This is a genomic window from Paenibacillus sp. FSL R7-0210 (assembly GCF_038009085.1).
GTDB lineage: Bacteria > Bacillota > Bacilli > Paenibacillales > Paenibacillaceae > Paenibacillus_AQ > Paenibacillus_AQ silagei.
Genome location: NZ_JBBPAR010000001.1, coordinates 36676 through 57438 on the forward strand (window position 1 = coordinate 36676; position 20763 = coordinate 57438).

General features: G+C 55.8%; 16 protein-coding genes. 10 read left to right on the forward strand and 6 right to left on the reverse strand.

The features are described from left to right. Positions 1 to 6: 6 nt before the first annotated feature. The 5 genes from MKY64_RS00215 (at position 7) to MKY64_RS00235 (ending at position 5004) form a co-directional block, all read left to right on the forward strand. Entirely contained in the window at positions 7 to 894 is an 888-nt protein-coding gene (locus tag MKY64_RS00215; protein WP_339250994.1) for a carbohydrate ABC transporter permease, read from the forward strand. Further along, the gene (locus MKY64_RS00220) at positions 891 to 1721 is read left to right on the forward strand and encodes a carbohydrate ABC transporter permease (protein WP_425355140.1); all 831 of its coding nucleotides are present in this window, start codon (positions 891 to 893) and stop codon (positions 1719 to 1721) included. The genes MKY64_RS00215 and MKY64_RS00220 overlap by 4 nt, the downstream gene beginning before the upstream one ends. Positions 1722 to 1739: 18 nt before the next feature. Further along, on the forward strand, positions 1740 to 3581 hold the full coding sequence (locus MKY64_RS00225) for a glycoside hydrolase family 127 protein (protein ID WP_339250992.1): 1842 nt from the start codon (positions 1740 to 1742) through the stop codon (positions 3579 to 3581). Between the two features lie 33 nt (positions 3582 to 3614). Next, positions 3615 to 4505: a glycoside hydrolase family 43 protein gene (locus tag MKY64_RS00230; protein ID WP_339250990.1), complete on the forward strand. Its 891-nt coding sequence runs from the start codon at positions 3615 to 3617 to the stop codon at positions 4503 to 4505. 325 nt (positions 4506 to 4830) lie between these two features. Further along, positions 4831 to 5004 carry a hypothetical protein gene (locus tag MKY64_RS00235; RefSeq protein ID WP_340950378.1) on the forward strand — a complete coding sequence of 58 codons (174 nt, stop codon included), beginning with the start codon at positions 4831 to 4833 and terminating at the stop codon, positions 5002 to 5004. A 32-nt stretch (positions 5005 to 5036) separates the two neighbouring features. Here the strand turns inward: MKY64_RS00235 and MKY64_RS00240 are convergent, their stop codons facing one another. The 4 genes from MKY64_RS00240 to MKY64_RS00255 all read right to left on the reverse strand — a co-directional run bounded on the left by MKY64_RS00240 (position 5037) and on the right by MKY64_RS00255 (position 12408). Beyond that, entirely contained in the window at positions 5037 to 7202 is a 2166-nt protein-coding gene (locus MKY64_RS00240; protein WP_340950379.1) for a glycosyltransferase, read from the reverse strand. A 518-nt stretch (positions 7203 to 7720) separates the two neighbouring features. Next, positions 7721 to 9358, reverse strand: coding sequence for a glycosyltransferase family 2 protein (locus tag MKY64_RS00245; protein WP_340950381.1), 1638 nt, complete (start codon positions 9356 to 9358; stop codon positions 7721 to 7723). Beyond that, positions 9358 to 11427, reverse strand: coding sequence for a glycosyltransferase family 2 protein (locus MKY64_RS00250; RefSeq protein WP_340950382.1), 2070 nt, complete (start codon positions 11425 to 11427; stop codon positions 9358 to 9360). Before MKY64_RS00250 ends, MKY64_RS00245 begins: the two co-directional genes overlap by 1 nt. Before the next feature lie 162 nt (positions 11428 to 11589). Further along, positions 11590 to 12408 (reverse strand): DUF6385 domain-containing protein, encoded by an 819-nt coding sequence (locus MKY64_RS00255; RefSeq protein ID WP_339311491.1) that lies wholly within the window; start codon positions 12406 to 12408, stop codon positions 11590 to 11592. 956 nt (positions 12409 to 13364) lie between these two features. Between MKY64_RS00255 and MKY64_RS00260 the strand changes: the two genes are divergently transcribed. From MKY64_RS00260 to MKY64_RS00270, 3 genes are all read left to right on the forward strand, one after another. Then, on the forward strand, positions 13365 to 13901 hold the full coding sequence (locus tag MKY64_RS00260; protein ID WP_339250980.1) for a hypothetical protein: 537 nt from the start codon (positions 13365 to 13367) through the stop codon (positions 13899 to 13901). A gap of 23 nt (positions 13902 to 13924) precedes the next feature. After that, on the forward strand, positions 13925 to 14503 hold the full coding sequence (locus tag MKY64_RS00265) for a hypothetical protein (RefSeq protein WP_339311488.1): 579 nt from the start codon (positions 13925 to 13927) through the stop codon (positions 14501 to 14503). Between the two features lie 173 nt (positions 14504 to 14676). Continuing rightward, complete coding sequence (locus MKY64_RS00270) at positions 14677 to 15348, forward strand: alpha/beta hydrolase (RefSeq protein ID WP_339311486.1); 672 nt, start codon at positions 14677 to 14679, stop codon at positions 15346 to 15348. Positions 15349 to 15518: 170 nt separating this feature from the next. Here MKY64_RS00270 and MKY64_RS00275 read toward each other — a convergent pair whose 3' ends face one another. Further along, positions 15519 to 16547, reverse strand: coding sequence for a LacI family DNA-binding transcriptional regulator (locus tag MKY64_RS00275; protein ID WP_339311484.1), 1029 nt, complete (start codon positions 16545 to 16547; stop codon positions 15519 to 15521). A gap of 116 nt (positions 16548 to 16663) precedes the next feature. Here MKY64_RS00275 and MKY64_RS00280 point away from each other — a divergent pair, with 116 nt between their 5' ends. Next, positions 16664 to 18364 carry an alpha amylase N-terminal ig-like domain-containing protein gene (locus tag MKY64_RS00280; protein ID WP_339311482.1) on the forward strand — a complete coding sequence of 567 codons (1701 nt, stop codon included), beginning with the start codon at positions 16664 to 16666 and terminating at the stop codon, positions 18362 to 18364. A gap of 60 nt (positions 18365 to 18424) precedes the next feature. On the opposite strand, the gene MKY64_RS00285 is transcribed toward MKY64_RS00280, so the two are convergent. Next, the gene (locus MKY64_RS00285; protein WP_036724874.1) at positions 18425 to 19534 is read right to left on the reverse strand and encodes a M23 family metallopeptidase; all 1110 of its coding nucleotides are present in this window, start codon (positions 19532 to 19534) and stop codon (positions 18425 to 18427) included. A 233-nt stretch (positions 19535 to 19767) separates the two neighbouring features. Here MKY64_RS00285 and lipA point away from each other — a divergent pair, with 233 nt between their 5' ends. Further along, positions 19768 to 20673: a lipoyl synthase gene (gene lipA / locus MKY64_RS00290; RefSeq protein ID WP_339311479.1), complete on the forward strand. Its 906-nt coding sequence runs from the start codon at positions 19768 to 19770 to the stop codon at positions 20671 to 20673. Positions 20674 to 20763 lie beyond the last annotated feature (90 nt).

The following is a 20763-nucleotide window of genomic DNA, read 5'->3' on the forward strand; positions in this document are numbered from 1 at the left end:
GCCAGTATGCGAAAAGGAATGTTCTACGGGCTGCTGTTCACCGCCCCCGCCATCCTTGGGTTTGCCATTTTTACGCTGGGTCCCATGATCGCCAGCCTGGTGCTCAGCATGACTAACTATAATGTGTTCAAAGAGCAGACCGCTTTCACCGGTCTGGATAATTACCTGCGGCTGTTCTCAGGTGAAGATGAGCTGTTCTATAAATCGCTGGGGATCACCTTCTATTTCGTCGTGTTGCGTGTGCCTGCGGTGATTCTCATCTCCTTCGGGATTGCGCTGCTGCTGAATCTCAATGTAAAGGGAAGGGCTATCTTCCGTACGATCATCTACCTGCCGAGCATTGTTCCGGCGGTGGCCTCGGCCATGATCTGGATGTGGCTGCTTAACCCTGACCTGGGCCTCATCAATTCACTGCTGAGCCGCTTGCATCTGCCGACCAGCAACTGGCTGTACGGCGAAGGCAGCGTGATCCCCTCGGTCGTACTTACCACGCTCTGGGGGATCGGCAGCACGGTGATTATTTTCCTCGCCGGACTATCCGGCATCCCCCGGCAGTATTATGAGGCCATTGAGGTGGATGGAGGGGGCTGGTTCCGTAAGCTGAGCCATGTGACGGTTCCGATGGTCACCCCGACAATCTTTTTCAATACAATCATGACGATTATCGGTTCCTTCCAGGTCTTCAACGAAGCCTACATTCTGACGCAGGGCGGACCGAATAACCGGAGTTTGTTCTATGTATTTTATTTGTGGAGAACAGGCTTCCGGGATGCCGAGATGGGGTATGCGTCCGCGCTGGCCTGGATCTTGTTCGTCATTATTCTGTTCTTCACCTTCATCGTCTTCAGAACCTCGAAGTCATGGGTGTATTACGAAGGGGGGGGCCGGGCTTGAGGCCATCGAAGCTTTCACTTACCGCAGGTTACGGGGCGCTGATCCTAATCTCCTGTATGTTCATCATTCCGTTTGTCTGGCTGATCCGCAGCTCGCTGATGAATTTATCGCAGATATTCACCATGCCCCCCGAATGGATACCGAAGCCGTTTCAATGGGGCAATTTCCATAAGGCGCTTACGGTGTTGCCGTTCGATGTCTTCTTCAAGAATACGCTCATCATCGTGGTCACCGTGCTGGTGGGAACCGTAATTACGAGCAGCATCGGAGCCTTCGGATTCTCACGGATTCCGTGGAAGGGCAGGGATGCGGTGTTCGCGGTCCTGATGACCAGCATGATGCTGCCGGCGGCGGTGACGATGATCCCAAGCTTTTTGGGCTGGCAGATGATGGGGTTCTACGATACGTTGTATCCGCTGATTGTGCCCGCTTATTTCGGCGGGGGGATCTTCAATATTTTCCTGCTCCGGCAATTCTATCTGACCATTCCGCGCGATTTCGATGAAGCTGCCTATGTGGACGGGGCGAATTACTGGCAGATCTATACCCGGATCATCTTTCCCCTAAGCCGTTCCGCGATTATCGTAGTGGCCTTGTTCAGCTTCCTGGCCTCCTGGAATGACTTCATGGGACCGTTGATCTATCTGAAAAGCGACAAATGGTTCACCCTTGCGCTGGGCCTGCAAATGTTCCAGGGCACCTATACCGCGCAGTGGGATCTGCTGATGGCGGCCTCGGCGACCGTCGTTCTGCCCTGCGTCATTGTGTTTCTGGCCGGACAGCGGTACTTCCTGGAGGGCATAACCTTAACGGGATTAAAAGGATAAAGGAGGCGGGGAACAGAAATGGCAGAGCAACAATCGAAGATTCATACCTGGCAAGATGTGTCCTTCACCTGTGTAACTATCAATGACGAGTTCTGGAAGCCGCGTCTGAAGGTGCTCCGGCAGACCACGCTGCCGGATTGCCTGTCCAAATGTGAGGAGACCGGCCGCATCAATAACTTCGCCAAGGCAGCAGGACTGCTGGAAGGGCATTACGAAGGCAAATATTATAACGACTCAGATGTCTACAAGGTGCTTGAAGGCATTGCCTATGCGCTGATGTCAGAGCGGGATGCGGCGCTGGAGGCTGAGGCTGACCGGATCATCGGGCTGATCTCGGCTGCGCAGGAAGAAGACGGGTATCTGTGTGCGTACTTTACCCTGGAGAATCCCCAGGGCAAGTGGACGGACATGGAGAAGCACGAGATGTATAACGGCGGCCATCTGATCGAAGCGGCGGTTGCCTATTATGAAGCCACCGGCAAGCGCGAGCTGCTGGAGGTAGCCTGCCGTCTGGCCGATCATGTTGACGAGGTGTTCGGCCCCGGCAAGCGGCACTGGGTGGAGGGGCATGAGGAGATCGAGCTGGCACTGGTGAAGCTGTACCGCGTGACGCAGAGTGAGCGCTACTGGAAGCTGGCACTCTGGCTGCTGGAGGAGCGCGGCCATGGCTATGGTGTTGGCGCGATCTGGGATAATCCGGAGTGGGGACCGGCCTATTGCCAGGACGATGTCCCCGTCCGCGATATTAAGCAGGTCACCGGCCATGCCGTCCGTGCCATGTATCTGTATACGGCCATGGCGGATATTGTCCATACTTCTGGAGATTCGGCTTATTCGGAGGCTCTGCACCGGGTCTGGACACATACGGTGGAGCGCAACATGTATGTAACGGGCGGCATTGGGCCGTCCAGGCACAATGAAGGTTTCACCTCCGATTATGATCTGCCCAATGAGACCGCCTATTGCGAGACCTGCGCCGCCATTGCCATGGTGTTCTGGAATCACCGGATGAATCTGACGTTCGGGGACGGTAAATATGCCGATGTGGTGGAACGTGAGCTTTATAATGGCGCCTTGTCAGGAATCTCCCTGTCCGGGGATAAGTACTTCTATGAGAATCCGCTTGCTTCCCAGGGCGGGCATCATCGTGTCCCATGGTTTGAAACCTCTTGCTGTCCGACCAATCTGGCCCGCTTTCTGCCATCCCTGGGCCAGTACGCCTATGCTGTTACAGAGGATGGCCTGGCGGTGAATCAATATATGAACAGCGAAGCGGAACTGGTGCTCGGCAGCGGGCTGGGTGTCAGGCTGAAGGTAAGCACCCGGTATCCCTGGGATGGCCGGATAGAGCTTGAGGTGAACCTTGCTGCAAGCGCCGAATTCAGTATCCGGCTGCGGGTACCGGAGTGGTGCAGCGGATACCTAGTAGAAGCGGGAGGCATCAGCATCGGGGAGGCGGAAGCCTTGACGCATCAGGGGTATATCGTGCTGGAGCGGAACTGGTCGCCGGGGGATACGGTGGTGCTTGAGCTGGAGCTGCCCGTGAATAAGGTGCGGGCCAGACCGGAGGTGGAGGCGGACAGAGGGAGGGTTGCTGTACAGCGGGGACCCGTTGTATATTGTCTGGAGCAGACGGACCATCCCGGCAGTTCCTATGATGCCTTCTCCCTGCCGGCCGGAGCGAGGTTTCGGGTGAAGCATCTGCCGGAGCTGCTGGGCGGGGTGACGGTGCTGCAGAGCCGGGATGCAGACGGCAGGCCGCTCAGGTTCATCCCCTATTATGCTTGGGACAACAGGGAGCCTGGTTTCATGCAGGTCTGGGTCCGGGAACGGGAAGGAAGTGGCCTGTACAGCTATTGAATTCGCTAGTGCAGAGCAAAGGAGGAGATTCGCTTGCGCGGAATTACGAACCCGGTTATCCCGGGCTGGTATGCTGACCCGGAGGCCAGAACATATGGGGGGAGGCATTATGTGTATGCCACCAGATCCTTCACGGAATATACCCGGCAGATGAATCTGGATGCCTTCAGCTCCGTTGACCTGATTCATTGGACGACCCACGAGGGGATCATCGAAATGGATGATTTCCCCTGGATCTGGAGAGCGGTATGGGCTCCGACCCAGATTGAGCATCACGGCCGGCATTATCTGGTCTTTGCCTCGAACGATATCCAGAAGGACGGCGAAGCCGGCGGGCTGGAGATTGCTGTTGCGGATGCTCCCGAAGGCCCCTACAGAGGGTATCTCCACCGGCCGCTGATCGGCGGGTTCATTCACGGCGCACAGCCGATCGACGCTCATCTGTTCAAGGATGATGACGGTGCAATCTATCTGTATTACGGGGGCTGGGGCCATTGCAACGTGGCCCGGATGAATGAGGAGATGACGGGGTTTGTTCCGTTCCCGGACGGAGAGGTCATCCGTTCCGTCACTCCGCCGGGTTATGTGGAGGGGCCGTGTATGATCAAGAAGGACGGCCTGTATTATCTGATGTGGTCAATGGGCGGATGGACCAACGGGACCTACCGGGTCGCTTATGGCGTAAGCGACAACCCGCTTGGTCCATTCCCGAACCTGGGGACCATACTGGAGAGGCAGGAGCCGGTGGCGGAAGGCCCCGGCCATCATGGATATTTGCATCTGCCGGAGCGCGATGAATGGCTGATCGTCTATCACCGCAGACTCATCGGAGACCGGGAGCCGGGCAACCGCATGTTATGCATCGACAGACTGGAACTCGGTGCAGGCGTTATCAAGCCGGTAAGGATGACCGACCGGTGGTAAGCTTGTCGGCTTATCGTAGGTGAATACAGGAGGAATGAGGCCTTGGCTTATGACGGGGCCTTTTTTGTCGTGGTGCCGGAGAGGAATGCGTCATTCAATTAATGTTATTCCCCCTGTATTCCCATAATGTTGTACAAATTGCAACTCGGAAACCGGGATATCCGGGGATATGATAGAGTTGTTGTATAAAATGCAAGAATTGCCCCCGCTAAGCGTTTGGAGGATGAAAAATCCTGCTTTTTATGCAGTAATTTTGGAATGTAGCCGGGATGAGCAGGGTAATGTTGTATTTTGAGCAGGATTTTCACTGGGAGGTTGGGGACGAATGCAAAATATTCATGATAATGAAATTGTTTCTTATACAGTTGATTTGCAAAAGTCAAAAATTACATTCCAAACATTGGGCGGCAAAGACAATTCAGTTCCCGTCATGATTGAGTTCATTGATGTCTTGGCGCATATGTTTGAAACGCAGTTGCAAGGGAGTATTAATGAGTAAAGCTTTGAAACCAAGCGGAGCTTCAGACATTGTTACCTCCCGTCATCCCCACCCTGAAGCACCGACTTCACAAGCAGCAGCCACGGAATGCTTCCAGTAGCGGCGATGCTCCCCTCCGGGTGAACCTCCGCTGCAAGCAGCAGCATGTAATAACTGAGGCCAGTGATTGCGGCAGCGCTGCCGGATTGCAGTAGCGTCTGTTCATCGTCTGACGTAAGCTGTGGAGCTTGCCCGCAGGATTGAGCTATGGCTGCATAGAGCAGCCATTCGGCAGCATCCCCGGGCAATCTATGGTGCTGAGATTGCCCGGTATATTCCGCACACCACTGTAATCTAAATGAAGCAGGTGCATGCAGCATTCCTTGCAGCAGTGGCAGGGGAAGTCTGCTCCAGAGAAAGTGTGCAGCGCCAAGCGGCCTGTCAAGCAGAAGCAGGAGCAGTGTGTCCCAAGCGCCTGCTTGAAGCAGCAGTTGTGCTGTGTAAGAAAAATCTGTAGAGCTAAGCGGTGTGTCTGCGCGGTATTCCGAATCGGCTAAGCTGCCGATATCGGGGGCCGGGAAGGAACATTCTGCCGGAACAGAAGGGTCTTCTTGTTCTTCGGCTTGGCATTGTGGCAGCCTGGAATGGCTGGTTTCAGCATGGGGGGAGGCGACTTGGCGCTCCTGCATGCTGTTAGAGCCTGCCCGATGCTCCGCCGGGCCGGGCTGCTGCCCCGCCAGCCGGCGGTGCATGGCTGCAAGCCCGGGCGGCAGCTCCGCCAGCCGCCCCAGGCCTTGTCCTGCCGCGGCGATCCCGCTGTTGCGGCAGGACAAGGCCCACAGATAGCCGGATACCCACGGGTTATCCGGCGCGCCTCTCTGCATCCGCGCAAGCTCAGCGGATGCGGCCCCGGGCTGTTCCGGGTCGCGGAACAGCGTCCCCAGCAGCACCTGAAGCACCTGCCGGATATCCTCCGGCAGATGCGGTGCTGCGAGAAGCGCCGCCAGCCACGGGGCGGCGCGGGCATTGAGTGCGGCCGGCACCAGCCGGATCAGCACTCGCCGGGGCAGGGCAGGGAGCAGCTGACGCGTGAACACTGTCAGCTGCTCCGCTTGCCCGGACAGCAGGCACAGCGTGGCCAGCTGCTCCCAGGCGGTTACGTCATCAGGCGCGTAGCCGATCGCCTGTCTGTAATGCTCCATTGCTTCCGAGTAGAGGAACAGCCGCTCGCAGACCCGCCCGGCGGAAAGGCGGGTGCGGTAGGTTCCGCTGCCGGAGGAGGAAGGGTATTTATGTGCGGTATCCCCGCTGTCCAGCGCCTGCTGGAGCAGAGGGTATGCCCGCCATACCTGCCCTTGCTCCAGCAGCAGACCCGCATAGCTCTCCAGCAGATCAGTGAAATCTGCGTACAGCCCAATCCCGGCCTGATAGACAGACTCCGCGTCCGCAGGCCGCCCGCCCGCTTGGAGGGCAAAGGCTGTTTTGAGATACAGGTCGGCGGTATAGCCGGAGTCGGGCGGAGCTTCTTCCAGCAGCGGCAGTAGCAGGTTCGCCGCAGCCGGGTACTTGCCCTGCTGGTAATATTCCGTCCCCAGTGCGTACCGCAGGGGAACACTGCCGGGCTCAAGCTCTAGCGCAGCATGGATCAGCTCCAGATTGCGGCTGGCTTTATTTTTGCGCTGAAGCTCATCATCCAGATAGCCGTAATGGTGGACAGGCAGACGGGCATAAGCAATATGTCCTCCGGGGAGGCTCCAGATGCTGGAGGCTACCTCTTCATGAATGCTGCCGCGAAAACAGATACGTACATCGTTTCGGAAGAGTCTGCACACATTGTCTGTCACGTATTCGCGCCCGGAGGCATCACCTACATAATGAATAAAAGGCAGGAAATACCCGTCCGCATGCTCCGATTCCAGCAGAAGCTTTAACTCCTCTGGCTTCCAGTCAGCAAGGGCTTCATCTGCATCCAGCACCAGAATCCACCCATAGGAGGCCAGCTGTAGGGTATGATTACGGGCTTTGGAGAAATCGTGTTCCCAGGGCAGCCTGATTACCCGGGCACCGAACCTGCCGGCGATAGCCATACTGTTATCCTCTGATCCGGTATCCGCGATAATAATCTCCGAGACCATACCCTGAACAGACAGGAGGCATTGCTCCAGATGTTGCGCCTCATTCCTTACGATCATGCAGAGCGAGATCCCGGGAGTATCCATGGTCTATACGCTCCTTTCTAACAGTATCTGATTGAAAAAGCGGGAGTGCAAAGCAAGCGGGTATACCCTGACGGACTGGAGAGCCGTTATTTTCAAAAAAACAGCACTTTTTACGGAGTTGCGGACTCAGAGGAACCTATTATCACTCTAACCGATGATTTAAGGCAGCATATCCGCCTTTAAGCGCCGTGGAGTCCGTAACTCTTCCCAGTCATGCGTTTTCTGCAAAATAAACGCTCCTCAGTCCGCAACGCCCAGGCAACTGACACTCTGCTGAATAAAAACGGACTATGCAGGGATAGTTGCAGAACGTACACCTAAAACGAGCGAAAAGGCACACTTTCATTGTATAACTGTAGTCTGTACAACTAAATCTGCCCAAAAAGGGGAGAGGGAAGAATCAACGGATGTTTAAATGTACGAAGTACAACTAAACCGGAAATTGGCGAGCAATCAGGCGTTTTAGTTGTACCAAATACAATTAAGGCTTATCGCAACTCCGATCATCTGATGACATACTAATCGGTTGATCTGGGAAGCGGAAGTGTAAGACGGACTGCCGCAGCCGCTGGTGAATAGATTGCCGAGGTTGCGAGCGCAGCCAGAACCTTGTCAGCCAAAAGAATCAAGGGCTGCACAGCCGCAGCAATAGCAGATAAGGGGAGTGAGGTGTTCCCGTCCGCCGGGTTAACTGCAGGATGATTTAGCAGCCCGGTGATATCATCGTAGCTCAGCTCAGCTGCGGAAGCTGCTTCCGCCCGTTGCAACAGCTTCAACAAATCAGCGCTAGGCGGCACCTCAAGCGCTGCATCATCTACCGCTCCAGCACCTACCCCAGCATCGATCTCACCCGCACTCTGCGCCGTAGCATCCACCGCTCCCGCCGCCACACCAGACCCCACACCGCCCTCAAGCATATCAGCCGCCGCTGTGTAACAGCCATCCCTTACCAGCAGGCGCAGTAGCTCCTGGCGCTGCTCCGTCAGGATGCCGGGCAGCTGCCCGGCCAGCCAGCCGTGAAGCTCGGGCTCGCGGCCCGTGCATTTGAACAGGCGCGTGAGCCGGGGAATCAGCAGCCAGGGCTCCGGCTGGAGCTGGGCTGCCCTGGTGAAGCAGGCTGCCGCTTCATGGTCTTCGCCGATCTGCTGGCAGAGCTGCCCCAGTAGCGTGTGGGTGAGATATGTGCCTAACCCGGATTCTGTATGATAGAGGGGAGGGGAGGCTCCGATCTCCAGTGCCCGGCATAGCGCAGCCTTGGCTTCGGCTAAGGCTGCGACCTGCAGCAGCAGCGCACCTTTGAGATGGTGAAGATCGGGATAGTCCGGGAAGAGCGAGCTTCCCTGCCCGCAGGCTTCCAGCGCAGCCGGGTAATCACCGGTTACCGCCAGGCAGCGGACTTTGTATTTATAGAGCAGATGAATATAGCTAGTGCCCGGCTCGGCCAGGTTCAGCGAGGTGCCGATATGCTCCAGCGCCTGCCCGTAATCGCCAAGCCGCATATATTCAACCGCCAGATTGAAATGCTGAAAAGCATCTCCGGGACTCTCCTCCAGCTGCTGCTTCAGCAATCCGAGATTACGGCTGATTTTGTCTTTTCGCTCCACAACTCCGTCGGCATAGCCGTAGTGATGAACAATCACGGTGCTCATATGCATCGCGGCCGCCGGGGTCTCCTGCACAATGGAAGCCGCAATCTGCTCATGAATAATGCCGCTGAAGCGATACTTCGGGCGGTTCTTGAACATACGGAGGATCGGGTTAACCGTAAGGGTCTGCGAAGCGCGCTCCATCCCCTGATGATTATGAATCCGCACAAAAAAAGCCTCATACTCCGTATGCTTCGCGCACACCAGCAGCTCATCCCGGCTCCCAGGCTCCAGTTCCTCGTCTGCATCCAGCACCAGAATCCAGGTACCCTGTGCCAGGGCCAGCCCGGCATTGCGTGCGGCGGCAAAATCCCCGTTCCACGGGTAATCGATGATCCGGGCACCGAAGCTGCGGGCAATGGATCGGGTGGCGTCGGTGGAGCCGGTGTCCACAATGATGATTTCATCCGCAGCCCCGCGCGCACTCCGCAGACAGCGGGCCAGGTTGTCGGCTTCATTTTTGACAATCATGCATAAGGAAATCAGCGGTTGGTGTGGTTTCGTGGTCATTAGCTCAGACCTGCTCCTCTCTGCCGTTGGGTGTAATTCCACTTCGTATGCCAAGGGGTGCGGCGCAGCACCGCGATGGATTGAGCCACCGCTGCACTGTCCTCCTGAAGCGGACCCTGAGCCGGCTGCCCCACCCCCAGGAGACGTTCTACAGCTTCTGCGAGGCGCTGCTCCGCCAGATGCAGATAACAGAGCGCCAGTCCGGTACTAACTGCATCGTCTGCAGGCGATTCCCCCAGGGCAAGCCGGTACCAGCTGGCAGCCTCCGCATAATGCCCTTTATCTATGAGCAGTTCTCCGAGATACCGTAGGGTTGCCCCTGAAGCTTCCTTGCTGCCTGCAAGGCCAATGAACAGTTCCCCCGCCTCTGCACGCCAGCCTTCCTCATAGAGCGCCTCTGCCAGAGTGCTTGTATGCGCTGGGAAGCGTTCAACGAGCCGCTTGCCCAGCGCGATGAACTGGTGCTTCACAGCAAGCCGGATGACCTCGGCAAGCAGAGGGGATTCCCCGAAGGCGGCGAACTCCGCTTGCTGCACGGCAGCATCGGACGACAACCTTGCATCGATCTCCAGCAATTCGGAACGCACTTCCGCAGGTGATTGCAGCCAGAGCTCCTCTTGCAGCTTCTCGCCCAGTTCCCATGTCACCATGGCTTCAAGGAGCCATAGCTGCCGCACCGTTTCTGTGTTCAATCCTCCGGCTGAGAGCTGTAGAGTGCCGGCCCGCAGCTTGTCGGCTGTCTTCCTGAACGTATGATATTTTCCGGTAATGATCCAGGAAGACAGCAGGAACAGCAAGGTGTCCTCCTCCAGCGGGCAGACCGCAGGCGGCAGCTCTGCAATTGCCTTATAAGCGCCCAGCCGATATAAAGTACCGATAATTGCGGTTCTGGCAGCACGCTGTGCTGTGCCGGTCAACTGTATTAAGAGTGCGGCGATCTCTCCCTCCGGCACCTCCAGCTCCTGAAAAGCAGCAGCGATCCCCTCCAAAGCGGGGAGATACAGGGAGTGCTGCTGAAGCGCACGATGGTACAGCTGCGCGGCCTCCTTTTGCTTCCCGAGCTGCTGGAAAATGGCCCCCATCCGGTGCAGCGGGCGGAAGCTGTCCATGCCCTGTTCAGTGACGTATGCTCTGCGCGGAGCCGGGGCAGACGAGGTATCTATGGCGTGCTGGTAAGACTGGACGGCGCGCTCATAGAATCCTTGGCTCTCCCACGACTGGCCCTGCATGTAATGCAGGTCGGGATAATCTCCATAACGTGTCAGCTCGCGGGTCAGCAGGCTGTCGACCGCTTTCACATGACCGGCGGCCAGATCGATTTTGCACAGATCGCGAATGATCGAGGGACGGTAAGAAGCCTGAAGCGGAGCGAGGGTAAGACTCTGGCGCAGCAGTTCTCCGGCTTCCTCCAGCCGTCCGTCCTGACAGCAGGTGACTGCCAGATTATAACGGCTGAACACATCGTCAGGCTCTTCCGCAAGCGCAAGCCGCAGCAGGTGCTCGTTGCGGCTGATTTTATGCTTGGCGCTCATAACCGGGGGCAGGTAGCCGAAGTGAAGAATCTCTATTGGACTGGCCTCAATGGAGGCGGACCCATGTTTTGTGAGAATAGAGGACTCTACACTTTCGTGAATTCTCCCGCTGAAAAGATAGCCCTGCCCACCCCGGAACAGCCGCACAGGATGGTGATACAGACGATCCTCGGGCCTGCTTCCCAGCAGGTTCTCTATGCGCACCGTGTACGCTTCGGCTGTGCTGCCTCCGAGAATCTCCTTGATTGAATCTATGGAAGTCTGAAGGATTTCATCTGCATCCAGGACCAGTATCCAACTGCTGGCCGCATGGGAGAGACCGGTATTGCGTGCGTCTGAGAAATGGTGGTTCCACTGGGCTTCAATGACCGTTGCCCCGTATCTCCGGGCGATTTCCACGGACTGGTCCGTGGAGCCGGTATCGACCACGATGATTTCATCGGCGCCCTGCAGACTAGCTAGGCAACGTGGGAGCAGCTCGGCTTCATTGTTGACTATGAGCTGTACTCCTAGTGTAGGTTTGGCAGATTGATTCAAGATCGTTCCTCCTTCGCGGGCCTTAATTCCTCCGGGTATTTTGCAAAAATAAGAATGTATATGCGTTGCTGCCGTCTTATGTAGATGCGGAATAACGCACAGCCAAGAGTACATGGGTATCCATGCACTCTTGGCTCCTGCATCGTATGACGGAAATTATGCTTACGTTCCTTGTGCATCAAAAATAACATTAAGCGTAGAAGCCGCACCCGGCGTGGCGGATTGATAGGAGAGGCGGGTGTATTTCAGGAACCGGGCAGGCACAATAACGTCTACAGAACCTGCTGGCAGCGGATTGTCTCCGGTCGTATCGACGAAATAGTTGGTTCCGTCTGCACTGATCTCGACCCGTGTATTCACCGGATTGGCTCCGGTATTCACAATGAAGTAGGAATAGGTGCCAAGGACACTGGTATTGTTGGCCGGCAGCGGTGTATAGGTATCCGAGGTTGCAATTGCCGTTGTAGGCAGCTCAATGAAGCTGCGCTGGGAAATAGACGTTACGCTGCTCAGCGTACCAGCAGTGATAGTTGCGCCAAGCACGCTAGTAATCGTACCAGCGAGGATGTTCGTTATTGTACCAGCAGATGATAGAGTACCGGCAGTGATAGTCGCACCAAGCACGCTAGTAATCGTACCGTCTAAGAGGTTGGTCACTGTACCAGCAGATGTTAAAGTACCAGCAGTGATAGTCGCACCAAGCACGCTAGTAATCGTACCAGCGAGGATGTTGGTTACTGTACCAGCAGATGATAGAGTACCAGCAGTGATCGTCGCACCAAGCACGCTAGTAATCGTACCGTCTAAGAGGTTGGTCACCGTACCAGCAGATGATAGAGTACCGGCGGTGATAGTCGCGCCAAGCACGCTAGTAATCGTACCGTCTAAGAGGTTGGTCACCGTACCAGCGGATGTTAAAGTACCAGCAGTGATAGTCGCACCAAGCACGCTAGTAATCGTACCGTCTAAGAGGTTGGTCACCGTACCAGCGGATGTTAATGTACCAGCAGTGATAGTCGCACCAAGCACGCTAGTAATCGTACCGTCTAAGAGGTTGGTCACCGTACCAGCGGATGTTAATGTACCAGCAGTGATAGTTGCACCAAGCACGCTAGTAATCGTACCAGCGAGGATGTTCGTTACTGTACCAGCAGATGATAGAGTACCAGCAGTGATAGTTGCGCCAAGCACGCTAGTAATCGTACCGTCTAAGAGGTTGGTCACTGTACCAGCAGATGTTAAAGTACCAGCAGTGATAGTCGCGCCAAGCACGCTAGTAATCGTACCGTCTAAGAGGTTGGTCACCGTACCAGCGGATGTTAATGTACCAGCAGTGATAGTCGCGCCAAGCACGCTAGTAATCGTACCGTCTAAGAGGTTGGTTACTGTACCAGCGGATGTTAATGTACCAGCAGTGATCGTCGCACCAAGCACGCTAGTAATCGTACCGCCGAGGATGTTGGTTACTGTACCAGCCGATGTTAATGTACCGGCAGTGATCGTTGCGCCAAGTATACTAGAGATGGTGCCGTTCAAAATGACAGTGGTCAGGTTCCCGCTGGTATCCGTAGTTAGCGGCCGGTCGATCAGGGTCGAGGGGTCCCGGCCAAAAATAAGTGTGCGCAAATTATCCGGATTGGCCTGAAATGAACTGAAATTTGGCAAATGGAGTCATCCTTTCTGTGGGCGATTTCTGCCGTCAGCCTGCTCATGAAAAGACCCAAACCGTCGTCTGGGTCCATAAGCATGTATAAGCTGCCGGGTTAATAGAGAGAAGCATGAGTTGGACAGGACCATTCGAATGGTGTGATATTAGGATATGGAGCTTTTAAGAGAGTGACTGGGTTAGCCCTGCAAAAATACGCAGCCGCCAAACAACCTGCCGGACAGCTTCGCATACTATGAAAATATGCTAGACCGACAGAAGGAGTGAGAATATGCCGAATGAGACTGTATTTAATCAGAATAGCCAGCCGCTGTATACCGAGCAGGTTAACACCTATATTGCACCCGGGATCGATACTCTGCCTGAAGCGGGAGCCGCGATGTCAGGTTTATTGTTTGGGATTCCTTTTGCCTCCACGGTGGGTACTTCAACCCCGCTTGTCATGCAGATAGCTAATCCCGGCGGCAGCGGACGTACCTTGTATATCTCCCGCATCATCGCAAGCACGGGAACAGCGTCGGTCACCTTAACCTTGCTGCGTAATGCAACGGTGAGTGGATCAACGGTCACTCCGGTCAACTATAATTTCGGGAGCTCGGTCACAAGCGTCGGCACTGCCCGGACCGCAACGGCTGCGCCTACAGGTTCTCCGGCAACATTAATGTCGATGCTGCTGGCCATAGGTCCGGTCATCCTTAATATGGACGGCAGGATGATCCTGCCTCCCGGCAACTCTCTTACGATATCGGTAACCATTGCGTCAGGGAGTACTGCGGCAACAGGCAACATCAGCTGGTGGGAATTTTAGAACGGAAGAGGAGGAGAAGAACCATGCCCAACAACTATGTAATCAATGACAATGACCAGCCGGTCTATGTGGAAATGACGAACACCTTCCGTGCCCCGGATATCAGTGCCCCGCCAGAGATCAGCGCTTCGCAGGCCGCCGTATTATTCTCGGCGAATGCCTCGAATTCAGCAACGATCGTGCTGTCGCTTCTCTCGGCTGTTATTTCAGTCCGCATCAGTAATCCTGCGGGCAGCGGCCGGACCTTGTATCTGTCCCGGATCAGCGGCAGTATCGGCGGCACCTCGGTGCTGACCTCGATCTCTGGCAGCTTTACCATTGTCAAAGGAGGCACAATTTCTTCGCCGTCCACGGTGACGCCGGTAAATAATAATCTGGCCAGCGCGGCAGCAAGCAGCATGAGCGTCCAGTCCTCCACCGCAGCTATTTCCGGGGGTACTGTGCTGGCGAATGTTCAGATTGCGCCGGGAGTGTTCAACCCGGCTTTTACCGGCAGCATTATCGTCCCTCCGAACAATGTCATCAGCATCAGCGTAAGCTCCTCAAGCGCGGCAGTCGGGACGATTATATCTGCATTAAGTCTGAACTGGTGGGAGAGATAGCAGGCTGGTGCTTAAGCGCCTCTATAGATGTTTCAAGCTAGACATTATCCTTCTATCTCACTGAAACACTACCGCCGCTAAAAGGACGCCGACACCGTGCCTACTTGACTTCAGGGTGGCAAAGGTTTATTTTTCTATAAATGGATGAATTAGAGGATTGGGGAGGAGGAAGCATGGAGACTTGTCTGTTTATACACGGCTTCACCGGAGGTGAATACGAGATTTCTCCGCTTGCACAGTTTCTGGAGCGCAGTGGCTATGTGTCCAGAATGTTTACCCTGCATGGACATGGAGGCGGCAGAAGGGAACTGCTTGATTCAAGCCGGAGGGACTGGCAGCTAAGCGCCGAGGAGGAGCTGAAGCAGCTATTCTCAAGCTCCGACAAAGTACATCTGATCGGCTTCTCTACCGGAGCGCTGATTGCATCGCGGCTATCCGTTCAGTATGCTTCCAGGATTCAGTCGCTCACCTTGTTGTCAACCCCGGTGTATCCGCTCAACCCGGCCGAGATTCTGCGCACACTGGTCCGCCCGGAGATGCTCCGGAATTATCTCAGCAAATGGGGTTCTACACCCATGAGAGCCACGCGGGAGTTCCAGCGGCTGGTGCGTGAGAGCTTCGAGGTCTATCCGCAGCTGAAGGTGCCGACCTTGATTGTACAGGGCAGGCGGGATCATCTGGTGAAATTCAAAAGTGCGGACTATCTCCGGCAGACGATTCCCTCGGAACGCAGACAGGTGCTGATTATGGAGCAAAGCGGACATATGGTCTGCCATAGCGCGGAGAGTCCCGCCATGATGGATGAAGTGCTCCGGTTTATCCGCCGCGCCGGCGATTCCGGGTAGACGAAGAACCCTTCCAGGGCTGGAAAGGGTTCTTCGGTCTGCCGCTGCTTCTATGATTATACGTTGACATTGAGGAGGGGGCGTGGTATTTTCAGCTTAAGGAAACCGGTTTCCTATTGAAAAGGATGATTACCGTCCTCCGCTATTCTACTATTCCGTTATTTCGCTAGTTATTCTGCAGCAGCCCCGCCGCTTCGCTTGGAAGATAACCGGGGAATCAACTCCGGCTCCAGCAGTTGTCCGCTCACAGCAGCTTCTTTGTTATCCAGCTTGTCCATTAATAATCGTCCTGCGGATGCGCCGAGCTGGAAGGTATCCATATCGAGTGAAGTCAGCGGAGGAGTGGTGTAGGGGGACAAGGGATATTCATCGAACGTGGCAATGCCCAGCTGTGAAGGAATGGAGATATTCAATTCCCGGGCCGCCTGCAGCACGCCGTAAGCAGAGAAGTTACTCATGCAGACGATGGAGCCGGGGGGATTCGCACTTTGCAGGAGCTGCTTGGCTGCCTGATAGCCATCCTCCTCCACCGCCCGGCCATTGATGATCCAGCCGCTCTGCACAGCCATTCCCGCCTCGCTGAGTGCCCGCTGATAGCCGGCTGCACGGCGCAGGAAGAGCGGCTCATCCTTCTCGCCGCCGATGAAGGCCACAGACCGGTAGCCCTGGTCCAGCAGATGCCGGGTCAGCATGAATCCGCCCAGCTCATTGTCGCAATCGACCCAGATTCCCGGAGCGTTGATCTCACCGATGGAGATATAGGGGAACTCAAGCCGGTTCAGCTCCGCGCACAGCTCAGGAGTCAGCACCGAGGTGTTGGCAATAATGCCGTCCACCCGCTTATTCAGCACCAGCCTCTGCAGGAAATGCCCCTCCGCATGGTCATGCTGAATATTGGCAATGGTCAGCTCATATTTCAGAGGACCAATGATGCTCTCCACCCCGCCGATAATGTTATAAAAGAACTGATTGAGAAACTCGCTTTCCTTGGACATATCAATGAGGATAGCTATCGTATTGCTGCTCTGTCTGGCAAGTCCGGTGGCGATGCTGCTTGGGGTATAGTTCATCTGCTTGATGATGTCCCGGACCCGGGCCTTCGTTTCCTCGGATATTTTGGGAGAGTCGTTCATGACCTTGGATACAGTGGATTTGGCGACACCCGCTGCCTGGGCGATATCCTTAATAGTAACTTTCATAGCTTTCCCTCCCGTCCTTACGGTATGGTACGCCCTAATGGCGAACCTTGTTCTACCTGTCATAATAACACAGTTGCTGAGACTGCTCTATGCGGCATAAAAGGAGACTATACAGTATGCTTACCCGGTTATTCGTATATCACACAGCGGAGGACCCTTTTGCCTTCCCGGCAGGCCCCCGCCTGCTTAAACTCAGACTATTCGTGCAGAGCGGACAGTCCTTGTCCTGCACGGTTATCCACGCTGACCGTTATGATTCACCCGGCCATGAGCTTCCGCAAGAGATGGAGCGGATCGGCTGTGCCGGAGCGTATGACATTCATGAAGCCCTTATTCCTGCCGAGACTGGCAAATGCCGGTATCTGTTCCACATCGGGAATCCCGCAGGTGAATACCTATGGTATGGGGAGCGGGGAAGCTCGGAGAACAGGGACCAGGCGGGTGCCTTTCAATATGCCTATATTCACCGCCCGCAGGCTATTGCGCTGCCTGCCTGGAGTTCAGACACGGTGGTCTATCAGATTTACCCCGAGAGCTACCATCAGGGGACGCTTCAAGGCATTACAGACAAGCTTACATACTTGCAAGAGCTTGGCGTGACTGCTATTTATATGACGCCAATCTTTGAATCGCCTTCCGGGCATAAGTATAATACTTCCGATTACTATAAGGTAGACCCTGGATTCGGGACGCTTGAGGATCTGAAGATGCTGGTCGGGACTGCCCACCGGCTGGGAATGAAGGTTCTGCTGGATGCGGTCTTTAATCATTCCGGCGATACCTTTTTTGCCTTCCGGGATGTGCTGGAGCATGGGGAGGCTTCGCGCTACAAGGACTGGTTCTATATCCATTCCTTCCCGGTCAGCGGGGCGCCGGCTCCCGGCTATGAGACCTTCGCCAAGGCGGAGGCGAGTATGCCGAAGCTCAATATGGATCATCCCGAGGTAGCGGATTACATGATGGACGTAGCCAGGTATTGGGTGCGGGAAGCGGGGATCGACGGCTGGAGGCTGGATGTGGCCAACGAGGTGACTCCGGCCTTCTGGACAAGACTGCGGCGGGAGCTGAAGGCGGAATTCCCGGACCTTCTGCTGATCGGCGAGATTATGCATGCTTCCGGGCCCTGGCTGCGGGGAGACCAGTTCGACGGCGGGATGAATTACCTGCTGCGGGATGCGGTGCTGGAGTTTTTTGCAGCGCAGTCTGCGGGGCCGTCGCGGTTCATGGAGCAGCTGCTGCACCAGGAGGCCTTGTACAATGATCAGGCCAATTCGGCGATGTTCCAGCTGCTGGGCAGCCACGATACGCTGCGTTTCCTGACCGCCTGCAAGGAGGGGGGCCGGGGCTGGGACCGGGAAGCTACGGCAATGAGCCGGATGCGGCTGGCTGTCTTTTTCCAGATGACTTATATTGGGCTGCCGATGATCTATTACGGGGATGAGGTTGGAATGGAAGGCGCTACAGACCCGCATTGCCGACGGCCGATGCTCTGGGAGGAGCAGGCTCAGCATACCGGACTGCTGGACTGGTACAAGCGGCTGATCTCGCTGAGAACAGAGCATGAGGTGCTGCGCCGTGGGGCCTTCCGCCCCTGGTTCACAGATGAGACGCGGGGGATCCTTGGCTATGTCCGGCGCAGCGGGCAGGATCGGATGGGGCTAATTATCAATAACTCCCCCAACCGCTACCATCTGGAGCTGCCCGCCTACCGTTCGGACACCAAAGTGCTGACTGATCTGTTAAGCGGACTCACCCTCCGCAGCTCAAGCAAGCTTCTTGTGGAGATCGAGCCATTTGGCTGTCTGATGCTGCACTAACCTGTAACCTCTGTCCACGGTAAAAGAGTAACGGACTCTGAGGGGCGCAGCAAGCGGGTGTTATTTCTTCTTTTTGTTTTGTCTCAGCAGCCGGAATTCCTTGTTCTCCCATTGCTTGAGCAGCGGATAAGGATCGAAGGCCCACTCCGTAATGCCGCGGTCACGGTAGATGCCATAATGCAGGTGGGGCGGGAACTTGCCCTGTGTGCCCGGGCTGCCATAGCCGGAGCTGCCGACCCAGCCGATGGTCTGTCCCGGAGTGACAATATCCCCTCGCAGCAGGGACTTCTCATACCCCATCAGGTGGGCATAATAATGGTAGCGGTTCTCGATATCGCGGATACCGATGCGCCATCCGCCGTAGCGGTTCCAGCCCTTGGTCTCGACAATGCCGAAGCAGGTGCTGCGCACCGTCAAGCCATGCGGCGCGAACAGATCCGTGCCTTCGTGAATGCGCGCGCCGCCCCAGCTCCGCCCGGTGCCCCAGGTGCTGCGGTAGGCATAATTGGTCCCGATCGGCAGCGGAAATGCACTGCCGGACAGGTCCAGCCGTCCGAAATGCTCATATAGCTTGGCGAACTGGGAGACGCGCTGGGCGGCCCGCCCGTTATGATAGTACTCCCAGATTCCGATATTGAAGTCCGTAGCGGAATCCCCGTACTTGAGCAGGTGGCGGGCCATGCTGTAGAGCACATCGGCATCGCTCTCGGGATCGGCGATGCCGTCTCCTGAGCCGTCCACCCCGAAGCCGCCGAAGAAGCGGATGGAGTCCGGTTGCTTATCGTCCTGATCCGGGTTCAGCGGGCCGGACCATACAGGCGCCGGAATCATAATTCCGGTAAGCCTTGGCTTGGCCGCTGCAGAAGTGCTATCTGCGGCGGCTGTTTTTTTGCTTTTCCTGGCGATGGAACGTTCATACTGATCGATGGCAGCGAAGCGGTACCAGGGAATGCCCGTTGCCGCGCCCATCTGCTCAAAGAGCTGCTTGCGGTCAGCGGCGGCAGTCTCTTTGCTGTCTGCGGGAGCAGGACTGCCCGAGCTCAGTTCGGGAATTGTATGATAACGGGCAGCTTGGGTACTTTCGGCAGGACTACCGCTCCAGAGCAGGGCGGCGGCAGACATACACATCAAGGTTCTGCGGGTGTAGGGGCTCTTTATTAAGGCCAGCATGATCTCATCCTCCTGCGTTTGGGCGCATGAATTGCATATAGGTTTGCGGAAGCGGCACTCGGGCCAGGTGCTTTTCTTTAGATTGAAGCAAAAGGACTTTTTTTATCCATGACTGCTCCAAGGTTCACAAAAACAGGCAAAGGACTACTTCACATGCTATAATATGAGGCAGCAACTTTTGACTGTGAAATAAATTGACATGACATTCAGATCGAAAGCGGGGTCTCATCACTTTGACTAATCGAACAGCCAAACAGCCCAAGCCAGACTGGATCAAAATCAAGTTAACCACCGGTGAGGAATATCAGGAAATCAAGGGTATGATGCGCTCGAAGACGTTACATACCGTATGCGAGGAAGCACGCTGCCCGAATATTTATGAATGCTGGGCTAACCGCACGGCGACCTTCATGATTCTGGGGGATATCTGTACGCGCGCTTGCCGCTTCTGTGCGGTGAATACAGGCCTGCCGACCGAGCTGGACCTGCTGGAGCCGGAACGAGTGGCAGAGGCTGCCGAAGGCATGCAGCTTAAGCATTGTGTGGTTACGAGCGTGGCCCGCGATGATCTGGAGGATGGGGGTGCGGCGATTTTTGCCGAGACCGTGTCTGCGATCCGTAAGCGCCTTCCTCTATGCAGCATTGAAGTGCTGATTCCTGATTTCCTGGGGGACCGCGCGAGCCTGGAGACCGTGATGAACAGCAATCCGGATATCCTGAATCACAATATCGAGACTGTGGAGCGGATGTCGGACCGTGTCCGGGCCAGAGCCAAGTACCGTCGTTCCCTGGAGCTGCTGCGCCGGGCCAAGGAGATGAAGCCGGAGATTCCGACCAAATCGAGCATTATGCTTGGCGTCGGTGAGGAGTGGGATGAGATTCTGCAGGCGATGGATGACCTTAGAGCCGTAGATTGTGATATATTGACATTAGGACAATATCTTCAGCCTTCGCCGAAGCATCTGAATGTGGAGAAATACTATCCGCCGGAGGAGTTCGCGGTGCTGAAGGAAGAGGGCCTGAAGCGCGGCTTCAGCCATGTGGAGGCCGGCCCGCTGGTGCGCAGCTCTTATCGTGCCCATGAGCAGGTAAAGTCTGCTGCCGTGGCCCGTGAGGCGCGTTCCGTTTCACAGGCATAGGTAGGTCTTTTAGTCTATTTGCGTTGGGTCCGATTTTATAAAAACTTGTGAAAACAAGTTTGCCGCGTGACGGAGTCACAGTAGATAGGT

What these genes read in the sequence shown, in the direction of transcription:
- MKY64_RS00215 (WP_339250994.1), top strand. Translation starts at nt 7, where the DNA reads ATGCGAAAAGGAATGTTCTACGGGCTGCTGTTCACCGCCCCCGCCATC.
- MKY64_RS00225 (WP_339250992.1), top strand. Translation starts at nt 1,740, where the DNA reads ATGGCAGAGCAACAATCGAAGATTCATACCTGGCAAGATGTGTCCTTC.
- MKY64_RS00235 (WP_340950378.1), top strand. Translation starts at nt 4,831, where the DNA reads ATGCAAAATATTCATGATAATGAAATTGTTTCTTATACAGTTGATTTG.
- MKY64_RS00240 (WP_340950379.1), bottom strand. Translation starts at nt 7,202, where the DNA reads ATGGATACTCCCGGGATCTCGCTCTGCATGATCGTAAGGAATGAGGCG.
- MKY64_RS00245 (WP_340950381.1), bottom strand. Translation starts at nt 9,358, where the DNA reads ATGACCACGAAACCACACCAACCGCTGATTTCCTTATGCATGATTGTC.
- MKY64_RS00260 (WP_339250980.1), top strand. Translation starts at nt 13,365, where the DNA reads ATGCCGAATGAGACTGTATTTAATCAGAATAGCCAGCCGCTGTATACC.
- MKY64_RS00265 (WP_339311488.1), top strand. Translation starts at nt 13,925, where the DNA reads ATGCCCAACAACTATGTAATCAATGACAATGACCAGCCGGTCTATGTG.
- MKY64_RS00270 (WP_339311486.1), top strand. Translation starts at nt 14,677, where the DNA reads ATGGAGACTTGTCTGTTTATACACGGCTTCACCGGAGGTGAATACGAG.
- MKY64_RS00275 (WP_339311484.1), bottom strand. Translation starts at nt 16,547, where the DNA reads ATGAAAGTTACTATTAAGGATATCGCCCAGGCAGCGGGTGTCGCCAAA.
- MKY64_RS00280 (WP_339311482.1), top strand. Translation starts at nt 16,664, where the DNA reads ATGCTTACCCGGTTATTCGTATATCACACAGCGGAGGACCCTTTTGCC.
- MKY64_RS00285 (WP_036724874.1), bottom strand. Translation starts at nt 19,534, where the DNA reads ATGCTGGCCTTAATAAAGAGCCCCTACACCCGCAGAACCTTGATGTGT.